The 12,909-nt window shown below is 39.5% G+C and carries 13 protein-coding genes; 6 read left to right on the top strand and 7 right to left on the bottom strand.

Going from position 1 to position 12,909, the window contains the following annotated elements; translation table 11 throughout:
* On the top strand, positions 1-561 hold a 561-nt coding region (locus tag AC1DRF_RS09100), incomplete at its 5' end, for an MATE family efflux transporter (RefSeq protein ID WP_477740620.1).
* 110 nt (positions 562-671) lie between these two features.
* Entirely contained in the window at positions 672-1,316 is a 645-nt protein-coding gene (locus tag AC1DRF_RS09105) for a cupin domain-containing protein (RefSeq protein WP_377574904.1), read from the top strand.
* Positions 1,317-1,366: 50 nt separating this feature from the next.
* On the opposite strand, the gene AC1DRF_RS09110 is transcribed toward AC1DRF_RS09105, so the two are convergent.
* Both AC1DRF_RS09110 and AC1DRF_RS09115 read right to left on the bottom strand, forming a co-directional pair.
* Positions 1,367-2,239 (bottom strand): LCP family glycopolymer transferase, encoded by an 873-nt coding sequence (locus AC1DRF_RS09110; protein WP_477740621.1) that lies wholly within the window; start codon positions 2,237-2,239, stop codon positions 1,367-1,369.
* Between the two features lie 34 nt (positions 2,240-2,273).
* Complete coding sequence (locus AC1DRF_RS09115; protein ID WP_477740622.1) at positions 2,274-2,645, bottom strand: PilZ domain-containing protein; 372 nt, start codon at positions 2,643-2,645, stop codon at positions 2,274-2,276.
* A gap of 497 nt (positions 2,646-3,142) precedes the next feature.
* Here AC1DRF_RS09115 and corA point away from each other — a divergent pair, with 497 nt between their 5' ends.
* A complete protein-coding gene (gene corA / locus AC1DRF_RS09120; protein ID WP_013055874.1) occupies positions 3,143-4,114 on the top strand; it encodes a magnesium/cobalt transporter CorA in 972 nt (323 codons plus the stop codon).
* A 39-nt stretch (positions 4,115-4,153) separates the two neighbouring features.
* Here corA and AC1DRF_RS09125 read toward each other — a convergent pair whose 3' ends face one another.
* Entirely contained in the window at positions 4,154-7,342 is a 3,189-nt protein-coding gene (locus tag AC1DRF_RS09125) for a S8 family peptidase (RefSeq protein WP_477740623.1), read from the bottom strand.
* 454 nt (positions 7,343-7,796) lie between these two features.
* Between AC1DRF_RS09125 and AC1DRF_RS09130 the strand changes: the two genes are divergently transcribed.
* From AC1DRF_RS09130 to AC1DRF_RS09140, 3 genes are all read left to right on the top strand, one after another.
* The gene (locus tag AC1DRF_RS09130) at positions 7,797-8,306 is read left to right on the top strand and encodes an SUKH-4 family immunity protein (protein WP_230184660.1); all 510 of its coding nucleotides are present in this window, start codon (positions 7,797-7,799) and stop codon (positions 8,304-8,306) included.
* 142 nt (positions 8,307-8,448) lie between these two features.
* On the top strand, positions 8,449-8,727 hold the full coding sequence (locus AC1DRF_RS09135; RefSeq protein ID WP_477740624.1) for a YesK family protein: 279 nt from the start codon (positions 8,449-8,451) through the stop codon (positions 8,725-8,727).
* A gap of 1 nt (position 8,728) precedes the next feature.
* Positions 8,729-9,187, top strand: coding sequence for a GNAT family N-acetyltransferase (locus tag AC1DRF_RS09140; protein WP_162213809.1), 459 nt, complete (start codon positions 8,729-8,731; stop codon positions 9,185-9,187).
* 748 nt (positions 9,188-9,935) lie between these two features.
* Here the strand turns inward: AC1DRF_RS09140 and AC1DRF_RS09145 are convergent.
* From AC1DRF_RS09145 to AC1DRF_RS09160, 4 genes are all read right to left on the bottom strand, one after another.
* A complete protein-coding gene (locus AC1DRF_RS09145; RefSeq protein WP_043979773.1) occupies positions 9,936-10,661 on the bottom strand; it encodes an SIS domain-containing protein in 726 nt (241 codons plus the stop codon).
* A gap of 15 nt (positions 10,662-10,676) precedes the next feature.
* Positions 10,677-11,402 (bottom strand): GntR family transcriptional regulator, encoded by a 726-nt coding sequence (locus tag AC1DRF_RS09150; protein ID WP_028407832.1) that lies wholly within the window; start codon positions 11,400-11,402, stop codon positions 10,677-10,679.
* A 144-nt stretch (positions 11,403-11,546) separates the two neighbouring features.
* Positions 11,547-12,278 carry a glucosamine-6-phosphate deaminase gene (gene nagB / locus AC1DRF_RS09155; RefSeq protein WP_477740625.1) on the bottom strand — a complete coding sequence of 244 codons (732 nt, stop codon included), beginning with the start codon at positions 12,276-12,278 and terminating at the stop codon, positions 11,547-11,549.
* A gap of 2 nt (positions 12,279-12,280) precedes the next feature.
* The coding region (locus tag AC1DRF_RS09160; RefSeq protein WP_477740626.1) for an N-acetylglucosamine-6-phosphate deacetylase at positions 12,281-12,909 on the bottom strand (629 nt) is incomplete at its 5' end.

The following is a 12,909-nucleotide window of genomic DNA, read 5'->3' on the forward strand; positions in this document are numbered from 1 at the left end:
GGATTTGGCTCAGACGCTACAGCAGCGTACGGAGCGGTGAACCAAGTGGCAAGCTATGTACAAATGCCGGCAATCAGCTTAGGAATTGCGGTTTCTATTTTTGCGGCGCAGTCGATTGGCGCCAATAAATTTGAGCGTTTAACAGAAGTTATCCGCTCTGGAATTATGCTGAATTACGTTATTGGCAGCGTATTGATTTTACTTATTTATCTCTTTTCTAATCAAATTTTAGCTCTGTTTTTAACAAGTCAGCACACGCTCCATATTGCCGAAGAGCTGTTAGTTATAACACTTTGGAGCTATTTGATTTTCGGTCATGCGCAAATTATTACCGCTACAATGCGAGCAAGCGGTACGGTGCTTTGGCCTACGGTATTTAGCATTATGGCTATTTGGTGTGTAGAAGTACCTGTAGCCTACGTGTTATCGCAGTTTACATCTCTTGCAATCAAAGGGATTTGGATTGGATATCCAGCGGCGTTTGTGGTCAGCTTAATCTTGCAGTACAGCTATTATCAATTTGTATGGAAGAAAAAGAAAATTGAACGTCTTGTCGGATAAAAAACGAGTGGAAACGCTCGTTTTTTATTTTTCCTAATTAAAACACCCTTAGCTAAGAGTTTTAATAGGATAGTGCATATAACTTTTTGATGAAAAGAGGGTATGACACTATGAGTAAATCTGGATTTGTGCCGGATAATTCAAATATTAAAAAAAGCTCAGGAACGCCTAATCTGTCAGTGAACTATAAGCAAAATGTCCTGTTCAAACGAAACGATCAAAATATAGCGTATCAACTAACCTCAACTCAGCTGCCTGCAATGCTCGGAGGTGCTTTTGTTGATTTATATATGACGAAAGGGCATATGAGAGAACCACACTGGCACCCAAACGCGTGGGAATTAGATATCGTCGTTTCAGGTGAAGTGCAGGTATCTATTTTAGACCCTGATACAAGCAGCATGCACAATTATCGGATAAAAGAAGGGGAAGTTGTTTTTATACCGATGGGCTGGTGGCATTGGATTGAGCCCTTATCGGAAGAAGCGCATCTTCATCTCTTTTTTAACAATGATCAATTCGAATCTACAGAAGGATCCGACGTGCTGCGCTTAACGCCTCCGATCGTGTTTCAAAAAGCATACGGAGTAAGCGCAAGCGAAGTAGCAGAAGCCGTTGCTCCGATTACGGATACGGTTGTGATTGGACCGCCTAATGAACATTCTTTTTATCAAAAGAGCTATCTCAAAGATGAACGAGATGAACAAATTGTGGTTAAAATAAATGAAAAAGTAGTGCCTGCTGAAAATAAGTAGCATAAAAAACCATTGAGCCTATGGTCAATGGTTTTTTCGTGAGGCGTGTTTTATAAAAACAGCTCGTTGCGTTCTAAATGCTTATACAGCCGCGTTGTGACTTGTTTTTGATTCCATTCGTTTTGCGGAAACTGCTGCTTGTCTACGTGAGAAACGGCCGGTTTGTAGGTTTTTTGAATTCGTTTGATATCATTAAAGGTTGCATTGGTTTCAATGTGATCAGCGAGCGTAAATACAAGGGAATGCAGCTTTGCAACATTGGGAATCGTAGCTGCTTGGCTGAAAATGGCTTTCGCGACGGACAGCTGCCTTTCATGCGCAGTAAAGATGTCTTGCTCATTACGCTCCTTTAAAAAAACAAGTGCTTCTTTTCCGTTAAGGCGAATCGATCCTTTTGGAAAAACAATGTTGCTATGTTCAAAAGCACGTTTGTTTGTGACGATAATGCCCCCTAATTTATTTACAGCATCGACGACTGACTGCTGATCCATTTTGACATAATAATCAACAGGAAGCTTTGCATACGTTTCGACGTTCTTTACGACAGCATTCATATTTCCTCGATGATAAATGGTTCTCAGTGTTTCATTGCCGAGCTGAGTTGACCCTGGCAAGTGGGTCATTTTTATTGATTCATGCTGTTTATTAACAGTCATATATACAAATGACGTATTTTGATCGTTCTCTTGAATTAAAAGCAGGGAAAACGGTTGCCCTTTTTTTAAATTGACGTGTGTTTTGTTCCCATGCTCAAGCGGTACATACGTTTGTTCAACGGCGGCTTTCACCGTATGATAGCCCGCAAATGTGATGCTGACAAAACTGACGAGTAAAAATAGTACGAGACCGCCAATCCACTCTTTTTTTGCTTTGCTGCTCATCGCCTCACCTTTTTCTATCGAAGTCGTTCGTAGTATTGCCATCTTAAAAGGGGAGTAAAACAAATGAGCGCTATTTTTATTGCTTATCTCGCTTTTTCTTGGCGTAGGTTTTGAGCTCTGTAATTAAAATCGCTTGTTCTTCCACATCGTTAAACGCTTCAATGCCATAAAGGTATTCGGTGCGCCGTTTTTCTTTCCACACGCAAAGTCCGGTAATATGGATGGGTTTTTCATTTAAATAAAAGCTGATTTTTAGCTGAATTTGATGGTTGAAAATAGGTAAATCAAGCGGCGTAATTATTTTGATTCCTTTCGGTGAAAGGTCGATAACAGACAAAGGACCTGGCTTAGAATCGATTTCTTTGTTGTCGTATTTAGCAATGGAAAACGTTCCAACAATGGGAGTCTCAAATAAAAAGCGAAACGGTTCTTCACGTTTAAAATGCATGTATTATCAGTCCTTTTCGTAATCTAAGTTTGTTAAGTAAGTATTCGATGAAAGTCTAAAAATTCCTACACGTTTTTCCACATCACCCATATAATGTTTATCAGTGTAGAAAATCTCATATGACCACAGACCGGTCATGTGAGATTTTCTAGACCTTTAAGGGAGAATTTAAGCGGTTTTAGTTATCGATTGCCGATTATAACTGCTTTTATAGTATCGGAAGTTTTGTTTGAAACTTTAAATAGAGAGGGAAAGGTTTTGAAAAAAGCGCTACGCTAGAGTTGGATTGTATGTTAAAATTAAACTTTGTGAAGTAGCTGTATTACAAGTCAGCGTTCCTTCAACTAATTAGGAGGTGAGATGAATGGGCACTGATGACCCCATTTCGATGAAGGTTACTGCAAAACAAGATAGGGGCAACAAAGGTGTATATGTTCCTCTCATTTCAACGAAGGAAAATACTCCTTAATGCCTCAATGATGTGAGGTGAAAAATCAATGATTAAAACATACTTATATGATGATGAAACAAAAGAAATGGTAACGAATCTTGATTTAGGAGACGTGCATGAAAAATTGCGCAATCCTGATAATTTGCTGTGGATTGATTTGTATGATGTCCACGGACAAGAGCTTGCTCAAATTGCTAAATTATTCGATTTTCACCCATTGGCGATTGAAGACTGCTTACACGACAGTCCTCGCGCTAAAATGGATGATTACGAAGACTATAAATTTTTCGTTTTTCACGCGCTTCGCTATAACGAAGAAAGTGATGACGAGATTACGACGCTTGAGTTAAATGCCTTTGTCGGATCAAATTACGTAGTGACGATTCATAAACATAAAATGGGCTGGCTTCGCAAAATGGATGCTGTATGCTCACGCTATCCAAAGTTTATGAACCGCGGCGCCGACTTTTTACTGTATGCTTTGATTGATGGCATCACGGACGAATACTTTCCGATTTTAGACCGAATTGACATGCGTATTGATGAATTAGAAGATGAAATCTACAACAAAGAGGTCCGCGGAGTGACGGAAGAGTTCTTGGCCTTAAAAAGAACGATTATCTTAATCCGTCGCGTTATTCTGCCTCAGCGCCGAATTTTCTTAACGGTGAATGGAAAGTGGAAATTCGACATACGAGAAGAAAATGTTCCTTTCTACATTGACTTGCTTGACCACTTAGAGCGTATTGTAGACTCTGCTGAAACATTTAGAGACCTCGTAAACAGTGCACTTGATACGTATTATTCTATTACCAATGCAACTTCATCTGAAAAGCTGAACGTCTTAACGCTGATTTCAACGATTATGCTTCCGCTGACGTTCGTAACCGGATTTTTTGGGATGAACGTACCGATTCCATATCAAAATTCCCACTGGGCTACTGCTGTTATTATTGTTATGTTAATTGTGTTAACGTGGGGAATGTGGAAGTACTTTAAAAACAAACAGCTTTTATAACAAAAAGGCACTTGGCCATAAGCCAAGCGCCTTTTTTCTTTATTTTGTCACCGTTTTTGTTGTTGCTTTACTTGTATTGTTCGCTTTGTCTTTTGCAGTTACGCTTAAGACTGTTTTTTCTTTTTGCTTTTTAATTTTTACTGAGTATTGTCCTTTGCTGTTAGCAGCAGCAGAGCCAATGCTTTTTTTGTTTACTGTTACCGTTACGGTAGCATTTGCTTCTGCTTTACCTGTTACAGCCGTGCTTTTTGTTGTGACAGCATTGACGCTTGGTGCAGCAGGGGGAGTTTTATCGCTCACTTTTACAGTCGTAGCTTTACTTGTGTTGTTGGCTGCGTCTGCTGCTGTTACGCTGATTGCCGTACCTGCTTTTTGTTTTTTAATCGTTATGCTGTACTGACCTTTTGCATTGGCTTTTGCTTTGCCGATTTCTTTGTTGTTCACTTTCGCTACAACAGATGCATTTGCTTCAGCTGTTCCTTTAATAGCTGTATCCGCGTCACTGACTGGATTCACTTTAGGTGCATTTGGAGCAATAACGTCACGCACCGTTACTTTTACTTCTTCACTTTCTTGTTTTTGGCTGTTTGTAGCCGTGATGTACAAGACTGTGTTTTCTTTTTGTTTTGGAATTTTCACTTTGAACGCGCCTTTTGCATCAGCTTTTGCTGAAGCAATCACTTTCTTAGCGCTGTTTTTAACATTTACCGTAAAATTCGCTTTAGACGTTCCTGTTACATACTCATCTTTATTCGTCACCGCTTTTACCGCTGGTTTGGCAGGTGCTTTTTGAACAACTGCACGAATGCTCGTACTTGCTTTTCCATTTGTGACAACTACTTGTAAAACGGTATCAGTTTTTTGAGCTGGAATGTTCACAGAGAACGTATTTTTTGCATCAGCTTTCACTGTGCCAAGTGTTTTTGAGCCGTTCATTACTTTAACAGTTGAACCGCTTTGAGCTTTACCTGTAACAATTTTTTGCGTGCTGACAAATGTRTTTACCTGCGCTTGCAGCTGCTGTGCACTTACTGCGCTGTACGCATTTAAACGTCCCCATCCTGATACGTAATCGTAGCCTGGAGCAGGGGGTTCTGCTGGACTTTCTTCATCATCGTATACAGGAGCATCTTTTTCATCAAATTTAATATCTTTAGCTGTATCCGTTAGGCGTTTTTCAACGTCTTTTGGCTTTAAGCCTGGGTTTTGTGATAGCAATAATCCCGCAACGGCTGCCACGTGAGGTGTTGCCATTGATGTTCCGCTTAAATAAGTGACGTTTCCGTCTGGAACAAGACTTGGAATATCAGAGCCAGGAGCTGTAATATCTAATCCTTTTCCATAGTTTGAGTAGTCAGATACGATATCTAAACGGTTTGATGCGCCTACTGAAATCGCATAGGCAGATGAAGCAGGGTAAGAGAGTTCTTCCATACCGTCGTTTCCACTTGCAGCTACAACCGTTACGTTATGATCGTATGCGTATTTTAACGAATATTCAAGCACTCGGCTGTAAGATCCGCCAAGGCTTAAGTTAATGACTTTTGCACCGTGATCAACCGCGTATTTAATACCGTACGCAATTTGTTCTGTATCTCCGCTTCCAGATGCGTCTAGAATTTTAACCGGTAAAATTTTTGCATGAGAATTAATGCCGGCCATTGAATAGTTATTGTTTGCAGAGGCTGCGATAATACCTGCTACGTGAGTTCCGTGTCCGTTGTCGTCTGTTGCATTTGACGAACGATCCACGTAGTTATAGCCTGTTTTTGTATCCACCACGCCTTTTAAATCAGCTAGTGATGAATCGACGCCCGTATCCGCAACGGCAATAACCGTATCTTTTAATTTTTGACCGTTTAGTAATTTTTCAAGTGATTCGTATTGAATATCGGCATGTTGCGTACCGTCATTTTTACCCGTATTGTTTAATGACCATTGATACGGATATTGTGAATCCATTGAAAGAGCGTGGTACTCTTGAACCGGCTCGATAAATTCAGTTTCAGGAAGTGCCTGAATTTGTTTTGCCGTCATTTTACCTTGAGCAGATGACGTGCTGAAGCTTTTTGCATTGCTGTCATCTAATTGAATAACAAACATATTATCAAAAGAAGCAGCTGATTGTTTTAATGGATTAATAGATTCAATGCTTGCTGATTTTGACTGTGCTTTTGTTTTGAATGATTTAGCATTTGCACCATCTTTTAATTTAACAATATAGCGAGTTTCAGCTTTTGTTGAAACGCTGTTTGCGCTGACTAACTTAGCTCTTACTAATACAGACGATACGTTTAAGTCCGTTACGTCTTTTAATTTTGTCTGTGCTGCTACTTTTTCTAAGTCTTTCTTTAAAGCAGCCGGAACGGATTTATAAGCGATGCTGTATAAATCATTGATTGCTTTTTGATCAGCACTTGTAATCATATATGTGCTTGATGCGCCGTTTTTCGCCACATCTGTAAATAGACCCTTTAGCTGAACTAAATCTTTGTATACTTGTTCGCGCATCGATTTATCAATAATCATTTTAGAACTGATAAACGGAGCGGCTTTGTAGTAAAGAGAAGAAAGGTCTTTTCCGCTTGCTGTTTTTGAAAGCACAGCGTCGCGAATCGTACGCAAATCTTTTAAAATACCTTTTCCGTTTTCTTTTTGGCTTGTACTTAATTCAGCCGGGCATTCTTCTTCCATCATTTGAGAAGGAGGAAGTGAAGCGCCTTCATAGCTGATTGTATATGGAACTTCTGTTTTTTCTTCCGGCTGTGGTTCTGGAGAAGCTGAACCATCTTCCGCATCTTCTTCAATCATGTCGTCTTCGCTTCCGTAATACTCAACTTTCACATAATAAGGGCCAGTCCAAGCGATTGGAAAATCAAGCTGAGCAGGCTCATCTTTGTAGGAGTATCCCATATAACGGTCAAATGCCACGTTGTTTTTGGCATTTTCAAGACTAGAGTAAAGTGTGATGTTTACTTCATCATCACTTTGAAGCTTAATTCGGTAGTGTGAAAATTTTGCTACCTCTTGCTTAGAAGGATTAATTTTGTACCAATGTGTTTGTTCTGGTTCTGTAAATGTTCCTTTTGCTGCTTTACCAATGCTTAATGTTTTTTCATTAGCAGGTGGATTGCCTGCCGCTTGTGTTTTCAGTAAGCCTAATTGGCTAAAACACAAGGTGAACATTAAAGCAAAAGCAATAAAACGATAAATTGACCCTTTTTTCATGTTAAACCTCCAAAAAAATATAGTAAAAAACAGGAATTACATACCTATTAAACCATAAAGTTTAAAAAATTGTAAATAATTACTGTTGCTTATTTTAGTATTTTGTCAAGTTATTAATCTCGCATAAGAAATGGTGAGATAAGTCCTAGTTGCAAAAAGTAGAAAAAATTGGAATAATAAAGATTGAGCCTTTTTATAAGAGGCGAGAGTACGCTGAAAAGGGAAGAAGGGAATGAGAATTATTTTTCAAAGCAGAATTCACTGGAGAAAATCTGATCGGTTTCTTTTTACCTGTGTTTATAAAGAGGAAATCGGGCTATATAAATAAAGATTGGAAAAAATTTCAGTCTAATTAAGTTCATTTGTAGCATATAATACGAGCTGGATTTCTTTTATAATAAACAAAAGCAAAGAAAGAGCAAATGGTGAAAAGGAGTGAAAGAAGTTGTCAAATGTGATGCAACGACAGGAAAAACGAATGAAGTTTGATGCCGAACAGCTTGCACCCCTTGATATTGATAAAGAGACAAAGAAGTTGCTAACAGAAAAAGGATTGCCCAAAGAAGCTTCACCATTTCTAGAGTTCGTTTCATCCAAAGGAAAGTTAACAACATTATGCGAAACATTTGAGTTATCATCTCGCTACCAGCACTATTGGTTTTTAGGAACAACAGGCGCTGGAGATCCAATTTGTCTTCATCAAAAAAACGGTTCGGTTGTGCTGCTCGATACGTCCAACGATGACTGCGAGCGTTTCGTGAATACAACTTTTCCGCAGTTTTTAGCATGCTTAGATGTGTTTGAAGAGCTAGTAGAAAAAACGATTCAAGCTAACGGAGAATCTGCATACTTAGAGAGACACATTCCTGCTGAGGTGCTGCAGCGATGCAAAAAACGTATGAATGAAATTGATGAAGCTTGCTTAGCCCCTTATTCTTTTTGGTTCAAAGAACTTTCTTTTTAATATAGTAGAAAAATAGACATGGCCGTTTTGGTCATGTCTATTTAGTTGTGGCTGCAGGGCTATTAATATAGATAGAATAAATAAAAATAATAGTATATAATGGATATAAATTCCTTTTTTTAAAAGAAGGCGGAGGATGTAAATGATTTCTTTATTTGGATTAATGGGTGCTTTCTTTGTTTTGCTTTTGGGTGCGTCGTATTTCTTCTATAAAAGGAACTCACCTGTGCAGTACGGAATTTCACTTAGCAGCATGCTAATAAGCATATTTCTATTTCTATATAGCATATTTGGAGTTGGCGGCTTTGAAGGAATGGGTCTTGGTGCTTTAGCGGCTGCTTTGTTCTTGGCGTCGCTTCTGAGCTTGTTCGTCACTGTTCTTTTTAATATCATAAATAGACACGGGAAAGGTGCTGTGTGAAATGGGAGAAATAACCTTTAGAGAAGCGGTGCGGGAAGATTTAGATCAAATTGTTGGAATGCTTGCTGATGATATGCTTGGAAGCAAACGAGAGCGCTACGAATCACCGCTTCCAGCCTGTTATGTTCAAGCATTTCAGGCAATTGATGCGGATCCAAACAATGAACTGATTGTCGCATGTAAAGATAGTGAAGTAATAGGTGTTCAACAAATAACCTTTACGCCCCACATTGTACGACAAGGCGCGTGGAGAGCAACGATTGAAGGAGTCCGAACCGCTTCGTCAGAGCGCGGAAAAGGGGTTGGATATCAGTTGATTACATGGGCGATTCAACGAGCGAAAGAACGTAACTGTCAGTTAGTACAATTAACAACCGACAAGGAACGGTCGGAGGCTTTGCGTTTTTATCAAAAGCTCGGATTTACTGCTTCTCATGAAGGATTAAAGCTCCATTTATAATAGGCTGTTAATGGTTGTATCCCCGTGCTAAGAATTTTTTGATTAAAATGAATTTTTTAGTTTAGTTCAATTGAAACGTGGTATACAAATAGTACAGAGCCGATAGGAATTTTTCTAAGGCTACTGTGAAAGGTAAATACTTAGCTTCATGAAGGGACTGGTTTAGTTTTGGAATACTTAACAGCAACTTCAGCAAACGTATTACCTCACATGAAAAGCAGATATTCTGATCTGACAATTGGCACTCTCGTTATGAACCGATATACGTAGCGAAAGGGCCTCACAAGGGCAAATGAACATGAAATAATTAGCATGATATGAAGGGAAGAACCTGCATCAGTTTTGATGCAGGTTCTTTTTTGTGAGATGCGGCAGGAAATCGTATACAAAATTTTGGCGGGAATTTATATGTAAAATCTATAAGTTAAGTATAGTAAATTATTTTACCATCACGGATGAAATCATACATACAACAATTATGAAAGAAGCTAAAAGCCAGCTGGAACATTACCGTAAAAAAATCTTCAAATGAATGCACTACGAAATTTCTTATAACTTATTTGACACCTAAGGTATAAAAGAGTATACTTATGTTAAACATAGTAATTATGTMGGATAAGTATGTTATGGTGCTGTGAACAAGACTTCTACTGATAAAGAGGAGATCTAGTCCAAATCGTACAGTCCGACTTTGATGAGATGCTTTCAAGCATCTTTTTTTTGTGCAAAAAAACAGCCGCAGGGGCTGTTATAGGGCAGTAATTCTTCCTTTGTAAGCATCAATCAACCGCTGGTTATGTTCATCTGAACCTTCCATGTTTCCGCTTAAAAAGACAGGAGGCGTGATGCCGCGGCTGAGCAGTTTTTGGATGGCTTTAGATAGTACATCATTTAAGATAGCGCCTCCAATTACAGTAGAACCAGAAGCGAAAGAAATATCTTGCTGATGAAGAAGAACGTCTCCTTTTGGAATGTGATTATTCATAACAAGATCTACGACATCATGAAGGTATTTTCCGCTTTTATGCCGCGAAGCCCGGCTCGTGGCATAAGAAGGAGAGGTAAGCCCGATAACAAAAGCGCCTTTTTCTTTTGCAATTAAGGCCACATCAATCGGAACGGGATTTACGCCCGACGTAGAAATCACAATCATGATATCGCCTGGTACGATATCTTCTTTTTCCATAAAAGTGGAGGCATAGTCGTTTTTACGCTCTAGCTGTGAAGAGCGCGAAGCTCCTTTATGAAGCATCAGTTCTTCTACAAAAATAGGATGAATCGGCGCAAGCCCTCCGGAACGGTAAAACACTTCTTCCGTTAAAATATGAGAATGACCGCACCCAAATAAATGAATGAGGTGATGAGAAGCTAGTTGCTGTGAGATTTTCTCCGCTGCGGATTCCATTGCCTGCTGTTCATGCATCTCCACTTTAGCAAGCAGTTTTGTTAGTTCCTGTAGATATAAACTAGACATAAAAAAACTCCTTAGTTAAGATCGTGTCATGTTAATCGTAAACTTATAGCGGTCTGCTCGGTACGAAGACTTCACCACTTCAAGCGGCGTGCCGTCTTGCAAATACGTATTTCTTTGAATTAATAGAACGGGTGAATATGAGCTGATTCCAAGATGTTTCACTTCGGTTTCAGAAGCTAAAATGGATTCTAACGTTTGGTTGGCTTCACCAATTTTTAGCCCGAGCTCTTCTTCAATATAGCGATAGAGAGAGTCGTTAACAATGGATTCTGTTAAGCCTTTGACTAAGTTAGCGGATACATACACGCTTTCAAGCGCCATTGGCACGTCGTCAGCTAAACGAATACGCTTGATTTCATAAACAGGTGCATGAAGAGAAATGTGCAGCTGATCGGCAATTTTTTCTGAAGCCGCAATAATTTCAAAGCTCAGCAGCTTACTGCTTGGCACCATTCCGCGCGCTTTCATATCTTCTGTAAAACTCGTTAATCCAACGAGCTGCTGCTCCAGTTTTTTTTCAGATACAAAGGTGCCGCGGCCTTTTTGACGATACAAATAACCGTCGTTTACTAAATTGTTAATTGCTTGGCGAACGGTCATTCTGCTGATTTCAAATCGTTCTGCAAACTCTCGTTCAGAAGGAAGCGAATCATTCGGTTTTAACTCTCCGTTTTCAATTTGTTTTTTCAACTGTTCTTCAATTTGATAATAAATCGGAAGAGGTGAGCTTTTATCAATCACTTAAGTTCTCTCCTTTATGTAAACCTCCTCATCTAAAAAAGACGAGGAGGTATGTTATCTATATATGCTCTAACTAATAGCGAGACACCTTTCTTTCATAAAGACGGATTGATTATAGCCGGGTCAGGCTGCTTGACTATTCTTTCAAAGGTTCACTTTAGCTAAAGCTTCTTGGTCCGCAATAATTGTAACACAGTGATGCTTCTTTAAAATAGAAGCAGGGAAGTTCTCTGTGATTTCTCCGTTAAGCAGCTGATACATCGCTTCTGCTTTGGCTTCCCCGGAGATAAGAAGTAAAATTTCTTTACTTTTCATAATCGATTCAATTCCCATTGTAATAGCCTGAGTAGGCACTTCGTCAAGAGAATTAAAGTAGCGAGCATTCGCATTTCGCGTTGACTCTTCTAACGTCACAATATGAGTAGGAGAGTTGAATGACGTACCAGGTTCGTTAAAGCCAATATGTCCGTTTTGGCCGATTCCAAGAATCTGAAGGTCAATGCCTCCGTGATTTTGAATCATTTCATCGTAGCGGCGGCATTCTTCTTCAGGCGTATCAGCTAGGCCGTTAGGAACGTGCGTGTTGCTTACGTCAATATCAATGTGATTAAATAACGCATCTGCCATATAGTAGTGATAGCTGTTTGGATCTTGCGGTTTCATTCCGACATATTCATCTAAGTTAAAGGAAGTAACGTGTTTGTAAGACGTGCCGTGCTCTTTATGATCTTGAATTAAACGATCATATAACCCTTTCGGCGTGCCGCCCGTTGCAAGTCCCAGATTCATATTTGGCTTTTTATGAAGTTTGCTAATCAGCATATCAGCTGCTTTTGCACTCATTTCACTGTAGTTTTTCACTTGGATGATATTCATTGTTAGTCCTCCTTTTGAAAGCTCAATGTGCCTCGGCAAAATGTCATTTCAACATCTAAATTTTCATTTAACACTACGATATCCGCATCTTTTCCAATTTTGAGGCTTCCTTTTGTATCGAACAGATTAAGCTGTTTTGCTGGGTTTTCAGCAGTCATTTTTACGATGTCTTCTAATGAGCAATTCGTAAAGCTCATCGTGTTTTTAATCGCATCGTTCATCTTTAAGATACTTCCTGCTAACGTTCCGTCTGCAAGGGTAGCAGTCGTGTCATTTACGTGAACAGGCTGTCCGCCTAAATCATACGTACCGTTTTTTAGCCATTTGGCACGAAGAGAATCCGTGATAAGAATCATGCGTTCACTTGTAATTTGATCGTACGCAAGCTTGACCATTTCAGGTCGGCAGTGGATGCCGTCTGTAATCAGCTCTACAAATAATTCATCTCTCAAATACGCGGCGCCTAATACGCCCGGCTCTCTATGATGAAGACCGCGCATGCCGTTATATAAATGCGTAATATGAGAAGCTCCTGCTTCGATGGCTTCACCAACTTGATCATATGTGCTGTCAGAATGGCCAATAGAAGCGACGACGTTTGTTTCTTTTAAATAAGAAGTAAGTGCTAAGC

This window comes from Priestia sp. P5_B4 (assembly GCF_056400385.1).

Coding starts and splice junctions, on each gene's coding strand:
- AC1DRF_RS09110 (WP_477740621.1), bottom strand. CDS start 2,239: ATGGCAATACTACGAACGACTTCGATAGAAAAAGGTGAGGCGATGAGC.
- AC1DRF_RS09105 (WP_377574904.1), top strand. CDS start 672: ATGAGTAAATCTGGATTTGTGCCGGATAATTCAAATATTAAAAAAAGC.
- nagB (WP_477740625.1), bottom strand. CDS start 12,278: ATGAATATCATCCAAGTGAAAAACTACAGTGAAATGAGTGCAAAAGCA.
- AC1DRF_RS09115 (WP_477740622.1), bottom strand. CDS start 2,645: ATGCATTTTAAACGTGAAGAACCGTTTCGCTTTTTATTTGAGACTCCC.
- AC1DRF_RS09145 (WP_043979773.1), bottom strand. CDS start 10,661: ATGTCTAGTTTATATCTACAGGAACTAACAAAACTGCTTGCTAAAGTG.
- AC1DRF_RS09140 (WP_162213809.1), top strand. CDS start 8,729: ATGGGAGAAATAACCTTTAGAGAAGCGGTGCGGGAAGATTTAGATCAA.
- AC1DRF_RS09135 (WP_477740624.1), top strand. CDS start 8,449: ATGATTTCTTTATTTGGATTAATGGGTGCTTTCTTTGTTTTGCTTTTG.
- corA (WP_013055874.1), top strand. CDS start 3,143: ATGATTAAAACATACTTATATGATGATGAAACAAAAGAAATGGTAACG.